This window comes from Providencia sp. PROV130 (assembly GCF_028482225.1).
Taxonomy (GTDB): Bacteria; Pseudomonadota; Gammaproteobacteria; order Enterobacterales; family Enterobacteriaceae; genus Providencia; species Providencia rettgeri.
This window is the reverse complement of record NZ_JAMPQC010000032.1, coordinates 49,065-71,169: the sequence shown is the minus strand read 5'-3', so window position 1 is coordinate 71,169 and position 22,105 is coordinate 49,065. Positions and strand designations below refer to the sequence as shown.

General features: G+C 42.2%; 20 protein-coding genes. 16 read left to right on the top strand and 4 right to left on the bottom strand.

The genetic code is table 11. The features are described 5' to 3' along the window. The first annotated feature begins 164 nt into the window (after nt 1-164). Complete coding sequence (gene queE, locus PSF28_RS20585; protein WP_210836777.1) at nt 165-836, top strand: 7-carboxy-7-deazaguanine synthase QueE; 672 nt, start codon at nt 165-167, stop codon at nt 834-836. A gap of 64 nt (nt 837-900) precedes the next feature. On the opposite strand, the gene PSF28_RS20580 is transcribed toward queE, so the two are convergent. Together PSF28_RS20580 and queD are read right to left on the bottom strand one after the other, a co-directional pair. Then, entirely contained in the window at nt 901-1,518 is a 618-nt protein-coding gene (locus PSF28_RS20580; RefSeq protein ID WP_272685584.1) for a YagU family protein, read from the bottom strand. A 343-nt stretch (nt 1,519-1,861) separates the two neighbouring features. Beyond that, nucleotides 1,862-2,227, bottom strand: coding sequence for a 6-carboxytetrahydropterin synthase QueD (gene queD, locus PSF28_RS20575; RefSeq protein ID WP_004913900.1), 366 nt, complete (start codon nt 2,225-2,227; stop codon nt 1,862-1,864). Between the two features lie 344 nt (nt 2,228-2,571). Between queD and cysJ the strand changes: the two genes are divergently transcribed. From cysJ to rpoS, 15 genes are all read left to right on the top strand, one after another. Beyond that, on the top strand, nt 2,572-4,377 hold the full coding sequence (cysJ, locus tag PSF28_RS20570; RefSeq protein WP_272685583.1) for an NADPH-dependent assimilatory sulfite reductase flavoprotein subunit: 1,806 nt from the start codon (nt 2,572-2,574) through the stop codon (nt 4,375-4,377). Next, nucleotides 4,377-6,110, top strand: coding sequence for an assimilatory sulfite reductase (NADPH) hemoprotein subunit (cysI, locus tag PSF28_RS20565; protein WP_272685582.1), 1,734 nt, complete (start codon nt 4,377-4,379; stop codon nt 6,108-6,110). Before cysJ ends, cysI begins: the two co-directional genes overlap by 1 nt. Continuing rightward, entirely contained in the window at nt 6,107-6,841 is a 735-nt protein-coding gene (gene cysH, locus PSF28_RS20560) for a phosphoadenosine phosphosulfate reductase (protein WP_210836781.1), read from the top strand. The genes cysI and cysH overlap by 4 nt, the downstream gene beginning before the upstream one ends. Before the next feature lie 496 nt (nt 6,842-7,337). Then, nucleotides 7,338-8,750 (top strand): siroheme synthase CysG, encoded by a 1,413-nt coding sequence (gene cysG / locus PSF28_RS20555; RefSeq protein WP_272685581.1) that lies wholly within the window; start codon nt 7,338-7,340, stop codon nt 8,748-8,750. A 13-nt stretch (nt 8,751-8,763) separates the two neighbouring features. Next, complete coding sequence (gene cysD, locus PSF28_RS20550; protein WP_004913887.1) at nt 8,764-9,672, top strand: sulfate adenylyltransferase subunit CysD; 909 nt, start codon at nt 8,764-8,766, stop codon at nt 9,670-9,672. A gap of 36 nt (nt 9,673-9,708) precedes the next feature. After that, entirely contained in the window at nt 9,709-11,151 is a 1,443-nt protein-coding gene (cysN, locus tag PSF28_RS20545) for a sulfate adenylyltransferase subunit CysN (RefSeq protein ID WP_272685580.1), read from the top strand. A gap of 5 nt (nt 11,152-11,156) precedes the next feature. Further along, nucleotides 11,157-11,765 carry an adenylyl-sulfate kinase gene (cysC, locus tag PSF28_RS20540; protein ID WP_210836787.1) on the top strand — a complete coding sequence of 203 codons (609 nt, stop codon included), beginning with the start codon at nt 11,157-11,159 and terminating at the stop codon, nt 11,763-11,765. Between the two features lie 160 nt (nt 11,766-11,925). After that, a complete protein-coding gene (gene ftsB / locus PSF28_RS20535) occupies nt 11,926-12,213 on the top strand; it encodes a cell division protein FtsB (RefSeq protein WP_004260736.1) in 288 nt (95 codons plus the stop codon). A 67-nt stretch (nt 12,214-12,280) separates the two neighbouring features. Continuing rightward, entirely contained in the window at nt 12,281-13,018 is a 738-nt protein-coding gene (gene ispD, locus PSF28_RS20530; RefSeq protein WP_272685579.1) for a 2-C-methyl-D-erythritol 4-phosphate cytidylyltransferase, read from the top strand. Between the two features lie 9 nt (nt 13,019-13,027). Next, on the top strand, nt 13,028-13,540 hold the full coding sequence (gene ispF / locus PSF28_RS20525) for a 2-C-methyl-D-erythritol 2,4-cyclodiphosphate synthase (protein ID WP_004260732.1): 513 nt from the start codon (nt 13,028-13,030) through the stop codon (nt 13,538-13,540). Continuing rightward, on the top strand, nt 13,506-14,564 hold the full coding sequence (gene truD / locus PSF28_RS20520; protein ID WP_210836791.1) for a tRNA pseudouridine(13) synthase TruD: 1,059 nt from the start codon (nt 13,506-13,508) through the stop codon (nt 14,562-14,564). Before ispF ends, truD begins: the two co-directional genes overlap by 35 nt. Continuing rightward, nucleotides 14,542-15,303, top strand: coding sequence for a 5'/3'-nucleotidase SurE (gene surE / locus PSF28_RS20515; protein ID WP_004260729.1), 762 nt, complete (start codon nt 14,542-14,544; stop codon nt 15,301-15,303). The genes truD and surE overlap by 23 nt, the downstream gene beginning before the upstream one ends. Continuing rightward, nucleotides 15,300-15,926 carry a protein-L-isoaspartate(D-aspartate) O-methyltransferase gene (locus tag PSF28_RS20510; RefSeq protein ID WP_004913875.1) on the top strand — a complete coding sequence of 209 codons (627 nt, stop codon included), beginning with the start codon at nt 15,300-15,302 and terminating at the stop codon, nt 15,924-15,926. The genes surE and PSF28_RS20510 overlap by 4 nt, the downstream gene beginning before the upstream one ends. Before the next feature lie 307 nt (nt 15,927-16,233). Beyond that, nucleotides 16,234-17,304, top strand: coding sequence for a murein hydrolase activator NlpD (gene nlpD, locus PSF28_RS20505; protein WP_210836792.1), 1,071 nt, complete (start codon nt 16,234-16,236; stop codon nt 17,302-17,304). A gap of 54 nt (nt 17,305-17,358) precedes the next feature. Beyond that, on the top strand, nt 17,359-18,345 hold the full coding sequence (rpoS, locus tag PSF28_RS20500; RefSeq protein ID WP_102140104.1) for an RNA polymerase sigma factor RpoS: 987 nt from the start codon (nt 17,359-17,361) through the stop codon (nt 18,343-18,345). A gap of 79 nt (nt 18,346-18,424) precedes the next feature. On the opposite strand, the gene miaE is transcribed toward rpoS, so the two are convergent. Next, nucleotides 18,425-19,189, bottom strand: a complete 765-nt coding sequence (gene miaE, locus PSF28_RS20495) for a tRNA isopentenyl-2-thiomethyl-A-37 hydroxylase MiaE (RefSeq protein WP_210836795.1) — start codon at nt 19,187-19,189, stop codon at nt 18,425-18,427. Between the two features lies 1 nt (nt 19,190). Then, the gene (mutS, locus tag PSF28_RS20490) at nt 19,191-21,758 is read right to left on the bottom strand and encodes a DNA mismatch repair protein MutS (RefSeq protein WP_272685578.1); all 2,568 of its coding nucleotides are present in this window, start codon (nt 21,756-21,758) and stop codon (nt 19,191-19,193) included. Nucleotides 21,759-22,105 lie beyond the last annotated feature (347 nt).

The window sequence follows — 22,105 nt, the reverse complement described above, 5'->3', positions numbered from 1 at the left end:
TTTTCTTCGTTCGATATGTTGTTCCGAATATGCTTTCGGTATTGTTTATTCAGTCGGACGTACTTTATTGAACCCTAAGGTGGCTACATTATCACAAACTTCCTTGTTCGTGAGATAGATATCTGCAATATAATGTGTGCTTAGTTAACTATTTTAGGAGTGATATGAAATACCCAATTAATGAAATCTTCCAAACCATTCAGGGAGAGGGGGTTTTTACTGGTGTTCCAGCTGTGTTTATTCGTTTGCAGGGCTGCCCAGTTGGATGTAGCTGGTGTGATACCAAACAAACATGGGAAAAAGAACAAGATAAAGAATCGACCCTAGGGGATATCGCACTTAAAACGATTGATTCAGATTTATGGGCTATGGCAAGCGGTGAGGCATTGATTCAATTAATGAAAGAAAAACACTTCAGCGCACAGCATATTGTTATTACCGGCGGTGAACCTTGTATTTATGATTTACAACCATTGACTGCGATATTAGAACAGCATGGATATCAATGCCAAATTGAAACTAGCGGCACATACCCTATTCAATGCACAGAAAAAACATGGGTTACCGTATCACCAAAAGTCGGTATGAAAGGAGGGTTACAGGTGATCAGGCAAGCAGTAAATCGCGCTAATGAAATTAAACACCCTGTTGCTCGCGAAAAAGATATTGAGGCACTTGAGAAAATTTTAGCATTACGTACTGTCGAAGCCTCTCCTGTAGTAGCATTGCAGCCAATTAGCCAAAAGGCGGCGGCAACGAAATTGTGTATCGAAACCTGCATTCAACGTAACTGGCGTTTATCGATTCAAACACATAAGTATTTGGATATTCAATAAAAAAATAGCGATAACGTAGCAGTAACCCCCAATAGTTGGAAAACGCTTATTGGGGGGCTTTAAATTATCTAAATGGTTGGTTTAATGGTACTTCAGGATCTGGCTCGTGAGTAATACGGTTACGTAAGTCACGACGAATAATTTCAATAGACCAAAACCAAATTAAATGACCAAATATTTCTGACACATTCTCATACCATGGCAGGTCGAAAAGTGGAGGAGTGAGCCCCATTAGAGGGAATGAAATCATATGAACAAATAATTGCGCCAGTGCACCCGCTAACAACCCTTGCCATAGCTTAATTTTAGGGAATATTTCAGCAACAATACAATACCCGACAGCAAACACGATAGAAAATATGATGTGAGTAACACCCACTGAATTAAAAACGTGCCCAGCAAAAGTGTAAACTGCAGAGTTGGGGTCAGCGATCCCTAACCAATCTCTTAAGAAAATATAAGGTGGATTGAGGAAATTGCGTGAGCAGTCAATTTGTTCTGCTGCACGAATCAGTGTTTCAGGTGAACAAGCTGCATTAAACATATCCGTTGGACTTCTTGGCGGTAATGGAACTTCAGCACCCCACTTGACAAACGAAGAGACAATACCTGCAATTAAACCGATAAATGCCGCCAGCCCATAGCGCCTTCTGGACTTAGGTGTTTTTTGAAATAGATTCATTTTCCCTGCCTTATTAAAAGTAAATAATAATAAATAATAGATCAGGTTATAATTTGATGCACTATGTCAAATTAATGTTTTTATATCCTTAATGTTAAAGGGGGAAATGTCAGTCACTGATTTATTTCTTGCCTTAACCTGACCCTGAATCTTTAGAATTTAGCCTATTAAAGGCAGTCAGGGGGCTTTCTATGCAGCGTTAGGCGTTGATATGGGTGATGAGTCGAAAGTGAGGATATAGGGATTTAGCCCCTCATTTAAAAATCTATTGGGCTTGCCGCTAAGTCAGCGGTCTGAGGAGCGTGTATCCCTATGTTATATGACTTTTTTAGCGCATTAACTTTTAAGCTTCCCCGCGATAGACGCAGCCTGCATTGCAGGTTTCTTTTACGGTAACCGCACTTAATAATGGTAGTAAAGGCTTAGTTTGTTGCCAAATCCACTGGGCTAACACCTCACTCGTTGGGTTTTCTAACCCTTCTATATCATTTAAATAGTGATGGTCTAAGCGTTCCCAAATAGGCTTAAAAGCGGCTTTTACATCGGAAAAATCAATAATCCAACCACTATGTGAGTCGACTTCACCGGTGATTTCTAAACGCACCATGAAAGAATGGCCATGGAGTCGACCACACTTATGGCCCTCTGGCACATGAGGAAGTTTGTGGGCGGCTTCGAAAGTGAAATCTTTATAGATTGTTGTACTCATATGTGGCTCCTTGTTGTGAATAAACAGCGTATTGTACTGCATTTTTAGGTGAAAATATCTTTAATTACTAAAATAGCGTTAACCGCTTTTATCAATATGATCCATCAGTTAATTGCTTTAGGCTTTTTAGTTATTAATTATGGCTATCGTTTCTTATCCCATTATCTAGGGTTGTTATAACCTAACGGCATACCCTATATGTTTCAGGTACTGCGGTATTTTTTGCTTTATTACCCTAATTATTTGGGGGAATGGGCAGGTATTAGGTTGTCGGTCTTTTCTGGGGTAATGACATGGCATCGTTTTTTTAAATCAAAGATGAATAACGCTGGGGTTACAAGATAATGACAAAAAAACAGCCGCCATTAGCGGCGCTGCCAATATCTGTTGAGCAATTAACACGTTTACAGACAGCCGTTGATGATTTCTCATCTCATCAACTCGCATGGCTTTCTGGTTATTTGTGGGGAGTGGTAAATCAAAATACGCAAGTTGATGCACCGGTCAGTACGCCTGTAGTTACGCAAGACACTATCACAATTATCTCAGCATCACAGACAGGAAATGCACGTCGCCTATCAGAGCAGCTCAGAGAGCGCTTGGTTGGTGAGAAAATTAGCGTGAATTTAGTGAATGCTGGGGATTATAAATTCAAGCAAATTAACCAAGAAAAAGTGTTGGTTATTGTAGCGTCAACGCAGGGTGAAGGGGAGCCCGCTGAAGAAGCGGTTGCACTGTATAAATACCTTCATTCTAAAAAAGCGCCTAATTTATCACAAACCAGCTATGCGGTTTTCGCGCTGGGGGATTCCTCTTACGAAAAATTTTGCCAGGCGGGTAAAGATTTCGATTCGCGACTTGCATCATTAGGGGCCGTATCATTAACCGAGCGAATTGATGCAGATGTTGAGTATCAAGCGATTGCGAGTGAGTGGGTTGAAAACCTCACACAAATTTTAAAAGCTCGCGTTCCTGCTCAAAGTGATAGCCAATTATTGGCGACTCAAACAGGAAGTGTGAATGAAATTCATTCATCACCTTATAGTAAAACTGCGCCATTAACAGCATCACTTCTGAGTAACCAAAAGATCACCAGTCGACACTCGCAAAAAGATGTTCGCCATATTGAAATTGATCTCGGTGACTCTGGTTTACGTTATCAACCTGGTGACGCGCTAGGTATTTGGTTCGATAATGACCCTGCTTTAGTTGATGAACTGGTGGCTTTATTGTGGTTGCAAGGTGACGAAGAAGTCTTTATTGGTTCACAGCGCCATTCACTACGCGATGCGCTGATTTATCAATTAGAACTAACACAAAATACCCCTGTGATTGTCGAAAAATATGCTCAGTTGTCAAAAGATGATGCGTTGTTGTCATTGATTAGCGATAAAACCGCTATTTTACACTACGCACAAAATACGCCCATTGTGGATATGGTACGCCAAGCGGCATCTCAACCAACGGCTCAAGAATTTATTGACTTACTGCGCCCGCTAACCCCTCGTTTATACTCGATTTCCTCTTCTCAATCTGAGGTAGAAAATGAAGTTCATGCAACGGTTGGTGTTGTCCGCTATGAGATTGATGGTAAGGCGCGCACTGGTGGCGCTTCCGGTTTCTTAGCTGATCGCTTAAATGAGGATGATGAACTTCGCATATTCATTGAGCACAATGATAATTTCCGTCTACCACAAGACCCCAATACGCCGGTGATCATGATTGGCCCTGGAACGGGGATTGCACCATTTCGCGCTTTCTTACAGCAGCGTGACAATGACAGTGCGGCAGGGAAAAACTGGTTGTTTTTTGGTAACCCACATTTTGTTGACGACTTTCTCTACCAAGTGGAATGGCAGCGCTATGTCAAAGACGGTTTATTAACCCATATTTCATTAGCATGGTCCCGCGACCAGCAAGAAAAAATCTATGTACAAGATAAACTTCGCGAACAAGGTGAAGAAGTATGGCAATGGTTACAAGAAGGTGCGCACATCTATGTCTGTGGTGATGCAAACCGCATGGCCAAAGATGTCGAACAGGCATTATTAGATATCGTCAGCCAATACGGGAACATGGATAGTGAAGAAGCTGATGAATTTTTAAGTGAGCTGCGCGTAATGCGCCGTTATCAGAGGGATGTTTATTAATGAGCAATGAACAACAACAAAAGCCCTTAATTGTCGAAGGTAAACTCGCAGACAGTGAACGCATGAAGCAAGACAGTAATTACTTGCGTGGAACCATTAAGGATGACTTAAAAAATGGGTTAACAGGGGGATTTGAAGGTGATAATTTCCTGTTGATTCGTTTTCACGGGATGTATCAACAAGATGACCGTGATATTCGTGCCGAGCGGGCAGAACAAAAACTTGAACCACGCCATGCAATGATGCTGCGTTGCCGTTTGCCGGGCGGCATTATTACACCCAAGCAATGGCTTGATATAGATAAGTTTGCCACGGAACATACGCTGTATGGCAGTGTACGTATTACAAATCGGCAAACATTTCAGTTCCATGGCATCCTAAAAGGGGATGTAAAGCCTGCCCATCAAATGCTAAGTCACGTTGGTTTAGATGCCCTTGCAACGGCGAACGACGTTAACCGTAACGTGTTATGTACGTCTAACCCAGTGCAGTCTGAATTGCACCAACAAGCCTATGAATGGGCAAAGAAAATATCTGAACATTTATTACCGCGCACTAGTGCTTACGCGGAAATTTGGTTAGATAAAGAAAAGATAGTAACAACGGATGAAGAGCCAATTTTAGGGCAAACTTATTTGCCAAGAAAATTTAAAACCTCGGTCGTGATCCCACCACTAAATGATGTGGACTTGCATGCAAATGATATGAACTTTATCGCAATTGCCCAAAATGGTGAGTTGATCGGTTTTAACGTGCTGGTGGGCGGTGGTTTAGCTATGACTCATGGGGATACTGCAACATTTCCTCGCTTAGCCAGTGAGTTTGGGTTTATTCCATTAGACAAAACGTTAGCGATTGCGGAAGCGATAGTCACCACTCAACGGGATTGGGGTAATCGAACTGAACGTAAAAATGCAAAAACCAAATATACCCTTGAGCGTGTGGGGGTCGATACCTTCAAAGCAGAAGTCGAAAGGCGCTCAGGTGTGACTTTTGAGCCCATTCGGCCTTATCAATTCACTGAACGTGGTGACAAAATTGGCTGGCTCAAAGGGATTGATAACCGCTGGCACCTAACATTGTTTATTGAAAATGGTCGATTAGTTGATTTAGATAACAAGCCATTAAAAACCGGTGTGGCTGAAATTGCGCGTATTCATCAAGGTGATTTTCGTTTAACGGCAAACCAAAACTTAATTGTAGCGGGTGTACCTGAAAGTGAAAAAGCGGCAATCGAAGCGATTGCTAGATCTCATGGGTTAATGAGTGATGACATAACGGCGCAACGTGAAAATTCCATGGCTTGTGTATCATTTCCAACTTGCCCGCTCGCGATGGCGGAAGCAGAACGCTTTTTACCTGAATTTATTAGTCAGGTGGAAAGTATCATGGCCTCTCATCAAGTGGCCAATGAACATATCGTTTTGCGGATAACGGGTTGCCCTAATGGCTGTGGGCGAGCGATGTTGGCAGAAGTTGGTCTGGTCGGTAAAGCTGTTGATAGATATAACTTACACTTAGGTGGAAATCGCATTGGTACTCGTATTCCACGTATGTATCGTGAAAACATTAGCAGTGCGGAAATTCTAACCATTTTAGATGAGTTAATCGGTGACTGGGCAAAGGCACGCTTGCCTGACGAAGGGTTTGGTGATTTCCTTATTCGCACCAATGTCGTAAAACCAGTATTGAATTCAGCCGTCGATTTTTATGAGGTTAAGGAGGCGGTATGAGCCGACTTGAGCTAGCAACGCTCACCGAACTTGATAAGCCCCAGCAAGTCGCTTATCTCGCTGAGTTTAATTCCCAATTAGAAGTTATGAATGCATTACAGCGTGTTGAGTGGGCAGTTGAATACTTACCCACAGAGTTTGTATTGTCTTCCAGCTTCGGTATCCAAGCGGCACTGACGTTGCATATGGTGACGCAAATTGTGCCTAATATCCCAGTTATTTTAACGGATACTGGCTATTTGTTCCCAGAGACCTATCAATTTATTGAGGCGTTAACAGATAAGTTGAATTTAAATTTACAGGTGTATCGAGCAAAGCAGTCGCCAGCTTGGCAAGAAGCGCTGTATGGTCAACTTTGGACACAAGGGCTTGATGGTCTTGAGCATTATAACCAATTGAATAAAGTTGAGCCAATGGAGCGCGCGTTACATGAATTACAGGCACAAACTTGGTTTTCAGGTTTACGGCGAGAGCAATCAGCAAGCCGTGCAAATTTGTCTGTACTAGGTATCGGAAAAGGTATTTTTAAAGTTTTACCAGTGATTGATTGGAATAATAAGCAAGTTTATGAATATTTAACAAAATATGATTTACCCTATCATCCTCTGTGGGAGCAAGGGTATTTATCGGTTGGTGATACCCATACAACTCGCAAATGGGAAGAGGGAATGAATGAAGAAGACACGCGTTTTTTTGGATTAAAGCGTGAGTGCGGGCTGCATGAAAACTAAATACTCGTCATACTTCAAGTTACATGGGTGTTGACTGCGCTCAGCTAGCCGAATCACATACTTATGTATGCTCATCGGCTATCTTCGCTTGCCGCCTACATGTAACTCGAATTATTTAGAGTATTAATTTAGTCATACTTCAAGCCGCAGCGTTGTTGGCTACGTGCAACTCGAATTATTTAGGGTATTGAATATAAGCAAATAATAACTAAATAAATAAAATATTTGTTTAATTACAAAGGAATAATTTTGTATTTAAAAAAGTATTTCAAGCTAATCATTAAATTAAATCAGTAATTAGTTAACTTGTTAAATTTAATCTAAGTTCTATTTTTTATTTGTATTTATCGATTTTTCATCGGGTTTGTGATGGTTATTTGGCTTATTCCTTTCAGTTACAAGAAAGAGCTTTTTGTCATTTCAAACCTGTTGTTTGAAACCATATAGTCAATTTTATATTTCTTATAATCAGTTTATATAACGATGGGTGAGCAAGATGGATTATTTACCGTTATTTGTCGATGTCCGCGCACGAAAGGTCGTGTTAATTGGCGGCGGTGTGGTCGCAGCTCGAAAAGCAGAATTGCTAATAAAAGCACAAGCTGACTTAGTGATCATCTCACCGACGTTATGTACACAGTTACAAGCGGAGCACCAACAAAATAAATTTGTTTGGTTAGCTAAAGATTACCGATCCATTCATTTAGATGATGCTTTTTTAGTTATCGCAGCAACAGATGATGCGTTACTGAATGAAACCGTTTTCTATGACGCTAATGAACGGAAAATATTCGTTAACGTGGTTGATGACCAGCCGTTATGTTCATTCATTGTACCTTCTATTATTGATCGTTCTCCGGTGATTGTGGCGATCTCTTCAGGAGGAACGGCACCTGTTTTGGCTCGTTTACTTAGAGAAAAACTGGAAACGATGCTACCAACTTCCTTGGGAAAAATGGCGGAAATAGCCGGCCGCTGGCGTCATAAAGTCAAAGAAACACTAACGAGTATGCGTGAAAGGAAGCGCTTCTGGGAAAAAAGCTTCAGTGGACGTTTTGCTTCGCTAGTTGAAAAAGGGCAATTCAGTGAAGCGGAACAACAATTGGAACGTCAATTGTATAAGCCGGATAACCATGGCGAATTAACCTTAGTCGGTGCCGGTCCTGGAGATGCGGGGCTACTGACGTTAAAAGGGTTGCGAGTTTTACAAAGTGCAGAGGTGGTTTTGTATGACCATCTGGTGAGTGAAGAAATACTCGAACTAGTTCGTCGCGATGCTGACAAAATTTGTGTTGGGAAACGCGCAGGAAATCACAGTGTTTCCCAAGAAGAAACCAATGCTTTGATCGTGAAATTTGCTCAACAAGGTAAAAAAGTGGTGCGCCTGAAAGGTGGCGATCCTTTTGTGTTTGGGCGAGGGGGAGAAGAGCTACAAGTAGCGGCACAAGCGGGGATCCCATTTCAAGTGGTTCCTGGTGTAACAGCGGCGATTGGTGCAGCTGCTTACGCGGGGGTTCCGCTGACTCACCGTGAGCATTCACAGAGCATTACGTTTATTACGGGTCATTGCCGTGAGAATGGAATGGAACTTGATTGGCAGGCGCTTGCTCGAGGGAACCAAACGTTAGCTATCTATATGGGTACCGTAAAGGCAGCGAAAATCAGCGAACAGTTGATTCAATTCGGCCGTGCTGAAAATACCCCTGTTGCTGTTATCGGCTGTGGAACTAGGCGCGAACAAAAAGTAGTGACTGGCAAATTAAACGAGCTTGAAGTATTAGCACAGCAGGCACCCGCTCCTGCTTTGATAGTGGTTGGTGAAGTGGCTGCATTACACCAACAACTCGCGTGGTTTGGTTCTCAAACCGAAGACATCAGATGGCGCAGTGCCGTATTGGAACTGGCTTAAGTAAGGGGCTATCGTGAACGACAAAAAATTGACTCATTTACAGCAGTTAGAGGCAGAAAGTATTCATATCATTCGTGAAGTTGCCGCCGAATTTGCTAACCCAGTCATGCTGTACTCTATTGGTAAAGATTCCTCTGTGATGCTGCATTTAGCACGCAAGGCATTTTATCCGGGAAAACTGCCATTTCCTCTCTTACATGTTGATACGGGGTGGAAATTTCGTGAAATGTACGAGTTTCGTGATGCAACAGCAGAAAAATACGGTTTTGAGCTACTTGTTCATCGTAATCCTGAAGGAGAAAAGCTGGGGATCAACCCGTTTGTACATGGCAGTGCTAAGCACACCGATATTATGAAAACCGAAGGCTTAAAGCAGGCTTTGGATAAATATGGTTTTGATGCTGCATTTGGCGGTGCTCGTCGTGATGAAGAGAAATCACGTGCTAAAGAGCGGATCTACTCTTTTCGTGATCGATCTCATCGTTGGGACCCTAAAAACCAGCGGCCTGAGCTGTGGCATAACTATAATGGGCAGGTCAATAAAGGGGAAAGTATTCGTGTTTTCCCGCTATCAAATTGGACAGAACTCGATATTTGGCAATATATCTATTTGGAAAACATCGATATTGTTCCCCTGTATTTTGCAAAAGAACGGCCAGTTATTCAGCGGGATGGCACTTTGTTAATGGTGGATGATAACCGTATTGACCTACAAGCGGGTGAAGTCATTAGTCAGCAAAAAGTGCGTTTTAGAACATTAGGTTGTTGGCCACTGACGGGAGCTGTGCCATCAGAAGCACAAACGCTGCCTGAGATTATAGAAGAAATGTTGATTTCTACGACGAGTGAGCGACAGGGGCGGCTGATTGATAGCGACCAATCCGCTTCGATGGAGTTGAAAAAGCGCCAAGGTTATTTTTAGTGGGCAAGGTTAATACGCAAAGTCAGGAGAAAAATCATGGCACAAGCCGTTTATAATGAATCAATCGCTCATCAAATCGAACAACAAGGTGGTGTAGAACCTTATTTATTGGCGCAGCAACATAAAGGATTATTACGCTTTTTAACTTGCGGTAATGTGGATGATGGTAAAAGTACCTTAATCGGCCGTTTACTGCATGATACTCGCCAAATTTACCAAGACCAGTTGTCAACTTTGCAAAGTGACAGTAAGCGGATAGGGACACAAGGGGAAAAACTTGACCTTGCCTTGCTGGTGGATGGCCTTGCTGCTGAACGCGAGCAGGGGATCACCATCGATGTCGCTTATCGTTATTTTTCAACAGAAAAACGCAAATTTATTATTGCGGACACCCCCGGCCATGAGCAATATACGCGCAATATGGCGACAGGGGCATCAACTTGCTCACTTTCTATTTTGTTGATCGATGCTCGAAAAGGGGTACAGGAACAAACGCGTCGCCATAGTTTTATTAGTACATTGCTTGGGATCCGCCATCTTATTGTTGCCGTCAATAAAATGGATCTGGTGGATTACAGTGAAGCCATTTTTGAAAAAATAAAGCAGGATTACCAAAAGTTTGCAATGGAATTGCCTGTGGATTTAAAGGTATGGTTTGTACCGATCTCAGCCCTAGATGGCGATAATATTGTAAATACTAGCGATAATTTTAAGTGGTATCAAGGTGATACGCTATTGTCGATATTGGAAAATGTTCAAGTGGAACAAAAAGCTTCGGAGCAAGCTTTGCGTTTCCCTGTGCAATATGTGAACCGCCCAAATTTAGACTTTCGCGGATACAGCGGGACATTATCAGCAGGGATCGTGGAAGTGGGTCAAAAGGTCAAAGTGTTGCCATCAGGCGCCACTTCAGCAATTAAAGAAATTGTGACTTTTTCAGGGGGACAAGATTTTGCTGTACCGGGGGAAGCGATTACATTAGTGCTTGAGGATGAAATTGATATTAGTCGTGGCGACTTAATTGTTGCACAAGATGAAACCTTACAAACGACGCAGCATGCCTCTGTCGATGTCGTGTGGATGTCTGAACAGCCGTTAGTTCAAGGCCAACAACTTGATATTAAAATTGCGGGAAAACGCAGTCGGGCAAAAGTGGAAAATATTCAATACCAAGTTGATATCAATAATTTAACCCAGAAAGTAGCGACAGAGCTGCCGTTGAATGGGATTGGTTTAGTCGAGTTTTCCTTTGATGAGCCATTGTTACTGGAAAACTATCAACGTAATGCAGACACAGGTGGAATGATTTTTATTGATAGGCTCACAAATGTGACGGTTGGCGCGGGTTTAGTTCGCGAAACTCAAGCCCCTGTCTTTGAACAACCCAGTGATTTTAGTGAATTTGAAATTGAGCTAAACAAATTAGTACGCCGCCATTTCCCACATTGGGGTGCCCGTGATGTATTGGGTGGGAAATAATACGGATGACAAAAGACAACCATATTGTTTGGCACCAACACGCAGTAACTCGCCAATTACGTGAGAGTAATAATGGACATAAAGGTGCTGTGTTGTGGTTCACCGGGTTATCCGGTTCTGGGAAATCGACATTAGCAGGGGCAATAGAGCACCAATTGACGTCTATGGGAATGAAAACCTATTTATTGGATGGCGATAATATTCGCCATGGTTTATGCCGTGATTTAGGGTTTAATGAGGCCGATAGGCAAGAAAATATTCGTCGAGTGGGTGAGGTGGCGAAGTTAATGGTCGATGCAGGGTTAATTGTTGCGACAGCATTTATTTCGCCTTTCCAAGCGGATAGACAGAAAGTTCGTGACTTATTTGAACCCGAGCAATTTTTTGAGTTGTACGTGGATACACCCGTAAGTATCTGTGAACAGCGAGACCCCAAGGGGTTATATCAACAAGCGCGGGAAGGAAAAATAAAACAATTCACAGGGATTGATTCCCCTTATGAAATACCTCAACACCCTGAGCTGCATCTGGATGGACAACAACCCATTTCGGATTCTCTTTCCCAAATCATTGCGCTTTTATTGCACAATCATGTCATTCAGCTAGATTATTAATACAGCTTAAATACCTCCTTTATTTTATCCGATGGTAAAATAAGGCGGTATTTTGCGTATTCAAACCCGACTTAATCTGACTTTTTATCACAATTTTAGTATCACAGTAGCGTCAATCGTTGAGTTATGGGATGATTAGCAAATCATTTCAGGGGGCAAGATGGGTAAATTAACGCTACTATTAATTGCGATATTAGCTTGGTTACAGTATTCCTTATGGTTAGGCAAAAATGGCATACATGACTACGTACAAGTCAAAGATGATGTCGCCGCCCAGGAAATTGTAAATTCGCGCTTAAAAATGCGTAATGAACAGCTATTCGCTGAAATCAACGACTTAAATGATGGCCAAGATGCGATTGAAGAACGAGCCCGAACAGAGCTTGGGATGATCAAACCTGGAGAGTCATTCTATCGAATGGTTAAAGAAAGTAATAACCAGAAATAGACACAGTAATATGATGTCAAAATAGTATACCCATTAGCCTGATAATTTCTGATGTAAGAATTCAACAATGACAAATCCAAACCATGCCCCACAAAATAATCTTCCGCGAATTGTTGCACTGATTCCTGCTGCTGGGGTAGGTAGCCGTATGAATGCAGAGTGCCCAAAACAATACTTGCAGGTTGCAGGTAAAACAATCATTGAGCACACCATAAGTGCATTATTAGAAAATAATAAAGTGCAAAAAATTGTGGTTGCGTTGAGTGCGGAAGATGATTATTTTCAACAGCTTGAAATTTCTCATCACCCTCGGGTGGTGACGGTTGTTGGTGGCAAAGAACGTGCTGATTCAGTATTAGCGGGGCTGGATTTTTTAATTGCTAATCCCCAATTTTCAGATTGCTGGGTATTAGTGCATGATGCCGCGCGTCCCTGCCTTCATCAATCAGATTTAAATGAAATTATTCAATTAGCAGCGGAACAAAATTGTTGTGGTGGGATTCTCGCTGCCCCAGTGCGCGATACCATGAAACGTAGTTCAACAGCTGGTCAATTAATTGACCACACAGTTGAACGTGAAGCATTATGGCATGCCCTTACGCCACAATTTTTTCCGTTAATATTATTACGGGACTGTCTAAGTAAAGCCTTGAAAGAAAACGCAGTGATCACCGATGAAGCTTCTGCGCTAGAATATTGCGGCCACCAACCTGTGTTAGTTGCTGGCCGCGCTGATAATTTAAAAGTGACACGCCCAGAAGACCTCACTTTAGCGGAATTTTATCTTTCAAGAATGAACAACTAAGGAAAAAAAATGAGAATCGGACACGGTTTTGACGTACACAAATTTGGTGGCGAAGGCCCTATCATCATTGGTGGCGTGCGTATCCCTTATGAACAAGGTTTGCTCGCGCATTCTGACGGTGATGTGGTCTTACACGCGTTAACCGATGCAATTCTCGGCGCTGCTGCACTGGGGGATATTGGTAAATTATTCCCTGATACTGACCCTGCATATAAAGGAGCCGATAGCCGAGTTTTATTGAGAGACGCATTTTGCCATGTGCGTGCCAAAGGGTATCGCATTGGTAACATTGATATTACTATCATGGCTCAGGCGCCAAAAATGTTGCCACATATCGCTCAGATGCGTGTGAATATTGCCGAAGATCTTGAGTGCCACATGGATGATGTTAATGCAAAAGCGACCACAACAGAGCAACTCGGTTTTGTGGGGCGTAAAGAAGGCATTGCCTGTGCTGCGGTTGTTCTTTTAATAAAAGATAATAGTAATGAAAGTAATGAATGTTCAGTACCTGCATGGTAAGCCATTATCTTCTGGCACGTTAAAAAGTGTCCCTGAAGATTTTATCGTCAAAGAAGATTTAGGCTTTGAGCTAGATGGCGAAGGCGAACACGTTATGGTTCGTGTGGAAAAAACAGGCTGTAATACAGTGTTTGTTGCTGAACAACTAGCAAAATTTGCTAAAATTTCAGCGAGAGCTGTCAGTTACGCAGGTTTAAAAGATAGGCATGCAGTAACGGAGCAGTGGTTTTGCCTGCAAATGCCAGGTAAAGAAACGCCTGTTTTTTCGACTTGGCAACTTGAAGGCTGCCGAATACTGGCTGTCACTCGGCAAAAACGCAAATTACGTATTGGTTCCTTGAAAGGAAACCAGTTTGAAATAACGTTGCGTGATATTTCGGATGCAAAAGATGTTGAACAGCGTTTACAGAAAGTTGCATTATCAGGGGTGCCTAATTACTTTGGTGAACAACGCTTTGGGCGTGATGGACAAAATTTAACGCAAGCGTTACGTTGGGCAAACCAAGAGATCAACGTACGTGAACGCAACAAGCGTAGCTTCTATCTTTCAGCTGCTCGTAGTGCAATGTTTAACTATGTGGCAAGCGAACGTATTGCAAATAATACCGCTCAACACGTGATGTTGGGAGACGCATTGCAATTAACTGGCAGGGGAAGTTGGTTTGTCGCGACACAAGATGAGTTTGCTACATTGCAACCTCGCCTGGAGTCCAACGAATTAAGCATTACCGCGCCATTACCGGGTGATGGGGAGTTGGGTACTCAGGATGAAGCACTGGCATTTGAAGCTCAGTGTTTAGTTGATTATCAACCTTTTATCTCTTTAATGCAGCGTGAACGAGTTTCTCCAGCTAGACGAGCGGTGATAACTAAACCCCAAAACTTACAATGGGAATGGTTGGACGACTCGACGGTAAAACTGAATTTTTTCTTAAACTCGGGTTGTTTTGCGACCAGTGTTGTAAGAGAAATTATTAATCAAAATGGGCAGGATAATGTCGATGCTAAAGATTTTATTGAGTAATGACGATGGGGTAAATGCGCCGGGAATTCAAACTCTTGCGGCAGCACTACGCCAATATTATCATGTTCAGGTGATTGCGCCTGATCGCAATCGTAGTGGGGCTTCGAATGCATTAACATTAGATAAACCACTTAAAATTCAAACGCTAAGTAATGGTGACCTTGCTGTACAAGAGGGAACGCCAACGGATTGCGTCTATATTGGGGTTAATAAAGTGGTACGTCCACGCCCTGATATTGTTGTATCTGGTATCAACTGCGGCCCTAATTTAGGGGATGATGTTATTTATTCAGGTACTGTTGCAGCGGCAACTGAAGGCCGTCACTTAGGTTTACCTTCAATTGCGGTATCGTTAGATGGGGAAACGCATTATGAAAGTGCGGCTAAAGTGACATGCGATATTCTTGCGCTCTTACAGAAGAACCCATTGCGTGCAGGGAATATCTTAAATATAAATGTACCAGATATCCCGTACGAAGAAATTAAAGGTATCAAAGTCACTCGCTGTGGCAGCCGTCATGCTGCCTCTGAGGTGTATAGCCTAGAGGACCCAAAAGGGAATACATTGTATTGGTTAGGGCCAGTTGGGGAGATCCGTGATGCCAGTCCTGGAACGGATTTTGAGGCTGTGCAAAATGGGTATGTTTCAATTACGCCATTACAAGTTGACCTAACCGCTTATAAAGCACACTCATTAGTGGAAGAGTGGCTCGAAAAATCAGGAGTGTCAGTAAAATGAAAACAGGGCTCATGAAAGAACTTTTGGCTCAATTACGCCAACAGGGAATTCACGATGAGCGCCTATTAGATGCCATTTCACTTGTTCCTCGGGAACGGTTTGTGGATGAAGCGCTCTCCCATAAAGCCTATGACAATATCCCATTACCTATTGGTCATGGGCAAACTATTTCACAGCCGTATATTGTTGCTAAAATGACAGCGCTATTGGCTTTAGCACCGGATGATCACGTTCTTGAGATAGGGACAGGTTCAGGGTATCAAACCGCAGTATTGGCCCACTTGGTTAAGCATGTTTTTTCTGTTGAGCGGGTGAAGAGCTTGCAATGGGCAGCCAAACGGCGCTTGAAGCAACTTGATTTACACAATGTTTCAACTCGTCATGGTGATGGTTGGGAAGGTTGGCAATCAAAAGGGCCCTTTGATGCCATCATTGTTACCGCAGCACCAACAGAAATACCGACTCTGCTATTAGGGCAATTAAAAGACGGTGGGCGAATGGTTCTACCTGTCGGTGATAAAGAACAAGCACTAAAGCTAATTACCCGACGAGGTAATGATTACCATACAAATGTTATCGAAAAAGTTCGTTTTGTCCCATTGATCGCTGGCGATCTTCTTTAATCTACTTGCAATGGTATTTAATAAAAGCCTGAGTATTTTTATAATGGGTTTAAATAAAATATCATTGCAAAGGTTTCATTAACTCAAATAGCAGTAAAACCATTCCAAATATGATACTTTACCCAACTGAATTTGAGAGAATAGCTTAAACCGTTAGGTCATACTCTCAATTTATTATATTTTTAATATATTTAACTTGTTCACTATTTTGTATTTCTGCTTTAATAAGTGAAATATTTTATGATAACTCTATTGCTGACATTGTTTTGAATTGTCACGTCAGATTTTTCTTCACGGGAGAAGAAGCATGAAAATTGTTAGCCCTATAAGCAGAATTCGATGGGCCGTCATCTTTTCATTTAGCGGAGCGCTATTGGCTGGTTGTTCTACACCGTATCATACAGCAGCACCTATTTCGAGTGTGAATGATAGTCAGTCTCGCCAGCAAACGGTGCAAAGGACGACACCGGCCTCGTCACCAAATACGGGTATGAGCACGGCAATGCCGTCGTCTCGTCCTAATATATCGAATAATTCAAATACACAACCTGTAAGTCGTAGTTCAGCACCAGTAACAACCAATGGTGAAGGGCGCATTGTCTATAACCGTGACTATGGCAGTATTCCAAAAGGTAGTTATAACGGTAATAGTTATACGGTGCAGCGTGGTGACACACTATTCTATATTGCATACTTAACAGGTAATGATTTCCGTGAGTTAGCATCGCGAAACAATATTCCAGAACCATACAGCCTCAATGTAGGACAGGTTATTAATATTGGTAACACAAATGTGAACTCGAGCACTCAATTAGCCGCAAATTCATCAAATAGTCATCAGCAAGCGGTTGATCTTCGAACAACTAATGAGTATCCTGCAAATAGTGGTGGTCAAACCTCAGGTAAAATGTTGCCTAATAATAAGAAACCTGCAACGCAAGTTTCAACGACAACAACAACCTCGACAACAACCGCTTCTACCGCAGTCAGTAGCACGAATAATTCGTCAATAAAATGGCGTTGGCCAGCTGATGGGAAAATGATTGAAGGTTTCTCTGACGCTCAAGGCGGGAACAAAGGGGTAGACATAGCCGGTTCTCGTGGTCAAGCTGTGCTCGCTGCTGCGCCAGGAAAAGTCGTTTACGCAGGTAATGCTTTGCGTGGATACGGAAATCTAATAATTATAAAACATAACGATGACTACCTAAGTGCTTATGCCCACAATGACACATTGCTTGTGCGTGATCAGCAGGACGTCACTGCAGGTCAAAAAATAGCGACTATGGGTAGTACTGGAACCAGTTCGGTTAGATTACACTTTGAAATTCGTTACAAGGGAAAATCAGTAAACCCGTTGCGCTATTTGCCGCAACGATAAACTGGGCAGAGTGCTTTGACATTCTGTCCGCATTATCTAGGGTAGGAGTCACTGATGAGCCAAAGTTCGCTGAAAGTTAACGAGTTATATAATGACCTCGATGAAAGTAATTTAAATGACACTTTTGACGAGAGTCAGTTTAAAGAAGAGGATCTGGTTACTGAGCTAGATGACGAAATGGATTTACTCCAGAACACAAATCAGCGTGTTCTGGATGCCACTCAAATTTATCTTAGTGAAATTGGGTTCTCACCACTCCTTACAGCAGAAGAAGAAGTTTTCTATGCAAGACGTGCATTGCGTGGTGATATTGCATCACGACAGCGTATGATAGAAAGCAACCTTCGTCTCGTTGTAAAAATATCACGTCGTTATAATAATCGAGGCCTTGCATTACTCGATTTGATTGAAGAAGGGAACCTTGGGTTGATTCGCGCAGTTGAAAAGTTTGATCCTGAAAAAGGGTTTCGCTTCTCGACGTATGCAACGTGGTGGATCCGTCAAACGATCGAACGCGCTATCATGAACCAAACTCGAACTATTCGCCTTCCTATTCATATCGTTAAAGAACTCAATATTTACCTTCGTACTGCACGTGAATTAGCCCAAAAGTTGGACCATGAGCCAAGCCCCGAAGAGATCGCTGAGCAGCTAGATAAACCTGTTGAAGATGTCAGTAGGATGTTACGTTTAAATGAACGTATCACATCTGTTGATACACCAATTGCAGGGGACTCAGAGAAATCTTTGCTTGAGGTATTGTCTGATGATAATGATTCAGGTCCAGAAAATACAATTCAAGATAATGACTTAAAAGATAATATTGTTAAATGGTTATATGAATTGAACCCAAAACAGAGGGAGGTTTTGGCACGACGTTTTGGGCTTTTAGGCTATGAAGCTGAGACTCTGGAAGAAGTTGGCCGTGAAATTGGGTTAACAAGAGAACGTGTTCGCCAGATCCAAGTTGAAGGTTTAAAGCGATTAAAGGATATTTTACATGGTGAAGAGTTGACCCTAGAGTCGCTATTTAATATGTAAGGTGTTAATTAGATAGCTAAAGGCTCCTATAAGCTAAGGTTTATAGGGGCCTTTTATTTATAAGTAATAAAGAATGAACTTAGTTAATGGGGAGTCCACTATGAAATTTAAAATCATCATCAGGTGTCGAAATTAATTCTGCTTCAATAGTACCAAAATAATTAACTCGCTCAGTAATATCTTGTTTGCTAATTAATTGCGCTAAGTGTAAATAATCTTGATAGTGGCGAGCTTCTGAGCGTAATAACGAAATATAAAAATTTGCCAGCTGTTCATCAAGAAATGGGGCTAGTTTAGCAAAGCGCTCACAAGAACGCGCTTCGATATAAGCACCAATAATTAGTTTATCAACTAAGGTTTTTGGATCGTGAGGGTCGATATGGCTCAACAACCCTTTAGCATAACGGCCTGCATTGATGCCATCGTATGGAATATTACGTTCATGCATAATCTCTAAAACTTGGTAAAAATGATGAAGCTCTTCTTTGATCAGCAAGACCATTTTATCAATTAAATCTTGGCTATAAGGTGATTGTTTTTTTGCCAATATTTGTTTAGAAACCTGATTTTTGTTTCTTAATGTATGGATGTCACCAACCCTGTCATAAGCAAATGATTCATAAGGTTTAAACCATTCAAGTAGCACTGCAGCACTTTCTTTATCGACAGCATACTTGCGAATTAAAAACATCGCACTTTGCGCGGCTTTTAATTCACATAACAGATGATCTTTTAAAATAATGGGCAAGTTCTCAGGCAAACTGGCTTTTTCTACCCACAAATCAGGCGTTTCACATTGCAAAAACTGCCTGATTGGTGCGAGTAATTGTGTATACTCATCCATCTTAGTTATCCATATCTTTTAACCGATAAATCCAATCTAGAGCTTGGCGGGGTGTGAGCTTATCTGGGTCAATCCCTTCCAATGCGCTGAGTACGGGTGAGGGTTCAGCATCTTCTGTGGTTAAAAAACTAAGCTGGGCGCTATCTACATGACTTGCATTGGCATTGTTTGAGATAACTTCGAGTTCTTTAAGCTTTTGTTTTGCCCGTTTAATCACATCTTTTGGTACACCCGCAAGAGAAGCGACAGCAAGGCCATAGCTTTTGCTGGCGGCGCCATCTTGAACATTATGCATAAAGGCAATGGTATCACCGTGCTCAATAGCATCTAGGTGAATATTGACCGCACCTTCGAGTTTTTCAGGTAGTGTTGTTAATTCAAAATAATGCGTTGCAAATAACGTCATTGCCTTGATTTTATTAACTAAGTTTTCGGCGCAAGCCCAAGCAAGGGAAAGACCATCATAGGTTGAAGTACCGCGACCAATTTCATCCATCAGTACTAAGCTATGTTCTGTTGCATTATGAAGAATATTCGCGGTTTCTGTCATTTCGACCATGAAGGTTGAACGGCCAGATGCAAGGTCGTCAGAGGCACCGACGCGGGTAAAAATACGGTCGATTGGGCCTATCACCGCTTTGCTTGCAGGGACAAAACTACCGATGTACGCTAACAGGGTAATCAATGCTGTTTGGCGCATATAGGTACTTTTACCGCCCATATTTGGACCTGTGATGATCAATAAACGACGTTGTGGCGATAGTGATAACGGATTGGAGATAAACGGCTCACTGAGTACTTGTTCAACCACAGGATGGCGACCTTCAGTAATTTGGATACCTGGTTTTTCAGTGAGTTGTGGACAAGCATAACCTAGAGTTTGTGCTCTTTCAGCTAGGTTGGCTAGGACATCTAACTCAGCGAGAGCTTCGGCACTGGTTTGCAGCGCAGCAAGATGAGGTAATAGCATGTCAAATAACTCATCATACAGTGCTTTTTCAATGGCTAACGCTTTTCCTTTTGATGTCAATACCTTATCTTCATACTCTTTGAGTTCAGGAATGATATAGCGTTCCGCATTTTTTAACGTTTGGCGACGGACGTAATGGATAGGTGTTAAATGGCTTTGGCCTCGGCTAACTTGAATATAGTAGCCATGAACAGCGTTATAACCCACTTTTAGGGTATCGATCCCCAATTTTTCTCTTTCGCGTATTTCGAGCCTATCGAGGTAGTCAGTTGCTCCATCAGCAAGGGCGCGCCATTCATCAAGCTCACTATTATAACCTGGGGCGATAACACCGCCATCACGTACCAACACGGGTGGTGCATCAATAATGGCTTTTTCAAGTAAGTCTTGTAGCTCATCAAACTGGCCAATACGATTTTGAAGGGCTTGTAAATACGAACTACTCGATTGGCTCAGTATTTGATGAATATCTTGGTATTGCTGGAATGCGTAACGCATACGGGTTAAGTCACGTGGGCGAGCGGAACGCAGCGCTAAGCGCGCTAATACCCGTTCTAAATCGCCGATTTGACGTAAAAATGGTTGTAATTCAAAGCCGCATTCTTGCAGTGCACTGATAGCTTGTTGGCGGTTATTTAATATTTGAATGTTACGTAATGGGGTATGTAACCAACGTTTTAGCATACGGCTACCCATCGGAGTCACACACCTATCTAAAATGGCGGCGAGTGTGTTTTCTGTGCCACCTGCAAGGTTTTGGGTGATCTCTAAATTGCGACGAGTTGCTGCATCTAAAATGACATTATCATTTTGTTTTTCCATCACAATGCTGCGAATATGGGGCAGTGACGTGCGTTGTGTGTCTTTCACATATTGTAATAAGCAACCCGCAGCTCTGAGCGCTTTATGGGCATTTTCAACCCCAAAGCCGATTAAATCTTTCGTACCAAACTGTAAACCGAGCTGTTGTTTTGCCGTATCAAGCTCATATTCCCACAATGGGCGGCGGCGCAAGCCTTTATTGTGTTCAATTAATGCCATACTGGCGAAGTCTTCTGGATACAGAAGTTCAGCCGGGCGGGTGCGTTGCAGCTCAGCTTGCAGTGCTTCTTCATCGGCGATTTCACTAATAATAAAACGCCCTGAGGTGATATCTAACGTTGCGAAACCAAAACCTTGTTGGTCTTGCCATACTGCGGCTAACAGGTTGTCTTGCCTTTCATTTAATAGCGCTTCATCGGTGATAGTTCCCGGGGTGACAATACGTACTACTTGGCGCTCAACCGGCCCTTTGCTGGTGGCTGGGTCGCCAATTTGCTCACAAATGGCGACGGATTCCCCCATTTGTACTAATTTGGCTAAGTAACCCTCGGCAGCATGGTGGGGAACACCGGCCATAGGGATCGGTTGCCCTGCAGATTGCCCCCGCTTAGTGAGGGAAATATCCAATAATTGAGAGGCTTTTTTAGCGTCATCAAAAAACAGTTCGTAGAAGTCACCCATGCGATAAAACAGCAGTATGTCTGAATGTTGTGCTTTTAGTTTTAGATACTGCTGCATCATTGGTGTATGGGATTCGAAACTTTGCTTATCAGTCATAGTATTGTCTGTTTTAACGTATTGAGTTAACTAAATTCTGTGAGTGTATTTGACGATTATTTTCAGAGACTAAAATACCACAAATCGCAACAAATGAGAGTAGGCAAACGTGTTAGCCATGCAATTCTCTATAGTATGACGTGATTATCACAGGGACAATGCGTGTTTGGTCATTAATAGTCTGAGATATTGTTAAGTAGAGTGTATGTTTTTTCCTCATCTAGAAAATAGGTTCACGATAACCACTAAATAATAATTGGTAGATATCTGCTTAGTTTGAGAGTTATTTAGGCATTACAGAAAATAATAAGTCGTGCTTTTAGTTATTTCTTTTTTGAGATGGAATA

Bases quoted from the DNA above. Each gene is read 5' to 3' on its own strand.
- queD (WP_004913900.1), bottom strand. From the start codon at position 2,227: ATGAGTACAACAATCTATAAAGATTTCACTTTCGAAGCCGCCCACAAA.
- ispF (WP_004260732.1), top strand. From the start codon at position 13,028: ATGAGAATCGGACACGGTTTTGACGTACACAAATTTGGTGGCGAAGGC.
- cysJ (WP_272685583.1), top strand. From the start codon at position 2,572: ATGACAAAAAAACAGCCGCCATTAGCGGCGCTGCCAATATCTGTTGAG.
- ftsB (WP_004260736.1), top strand. From the start codon at position 11,926: ATGGGTAAATTAACGCTACTATTAATTGCGATATTAGCTTGGTTACAG.
- queE (WP_210836777.1), top strand. From the start codon at position 165: ATGAAATACCCAATTAATGAAATCTTCCAAACCATTCAGGGAGAGGGG.
- nlpD (WP_210836792.1), top strand. From the start codon at position 16,234: ATGAAAATTGTTAGCCCTATAAGCAGAATTCGATGGGCCGTCATCTTT.
- cysH (WP_210836781.1), top strand. From the start codon at position 6,107: ATGAGCCGACTTGAGCTAGCAACGCTCACCGAACTTGATAAGCCCCAG.
- rpoS (WP_102140104.1), top strand. From the start codon at position 17,359: ATGAGCCAAAGTTCGCTGAAAGTTAACGAGTTATATAATGACCTCGAT.
- cysC (WP_210836787.1), top strand. From the start codon at position 11,157: ATGACAAAAGACAACCATATTGTTTGGCACCAACACGCAGTAACTCGC.
- PSF28_RS20580 (WP_272685584.1), bottom strand. From the start codon at position 1,518: ATGAATCTATTTCAAAAAACACCTAAGTCCAGAAGGCGCTATGGGCTG.
- surE (WP_004260729.1), top strand. From the start codon at position 14,542: ATGCTAAAGATTTTATTGAGTAATGACGATGGGGTAAATGCGCCGGGA.
- ispD (WP_272685579.1), top strand. From the start codon at position 12,281: ATGACAAATCCAAACCATGCCCCACAAAATAATCTTCCGCGAATTGTT.
- cysN (WP_272685580.1), top strand. From the start codon at position 9,709: ATGGCACAAGCCGTTTATAATGAATCAATCGCTCATCAAATCGAACAA.
- miaE (WP_210836795.1), bottom strand. From the start codon at position 19,189: ATGGATGAGTATACACAATTACTCGCACCAATCAGGCAGTTTTTGCAA.
- truD (WP_210836791.1), top strand. From the start codon at position 13,506: ATGAAAGTAATGAATGTTCAGTACCTGCATGGTAAGCCATTATCTTCT.
- PSF28_RS20510 (WP_004913875.1), top strand. From the start codon at position 15,300: ATGAAAACAGGGCTCATGAAAGAACTTTTGGCTCAATTACGCCAACAG.
- cysG (WP_272685581.1), top strand. From the start codon at position 7,338: ATGGATTATTTACCGTTATTTGTCGATGTCCGCGCACGAAAGGTCGTG.
- cysI (WP_272685582.1), top strand. From the start codon at position 4,377: ATGAGCAATGAACAACAACAAAAGCCCTTAATTGTCGAAGGTAAACTC.
- mutS (WP_272685578.1), bottom strand. From the start codon at position 21,758: ATGACTGATAAGCAAAGTTTCGAATCCCATACACCAATGATGCAGCAG.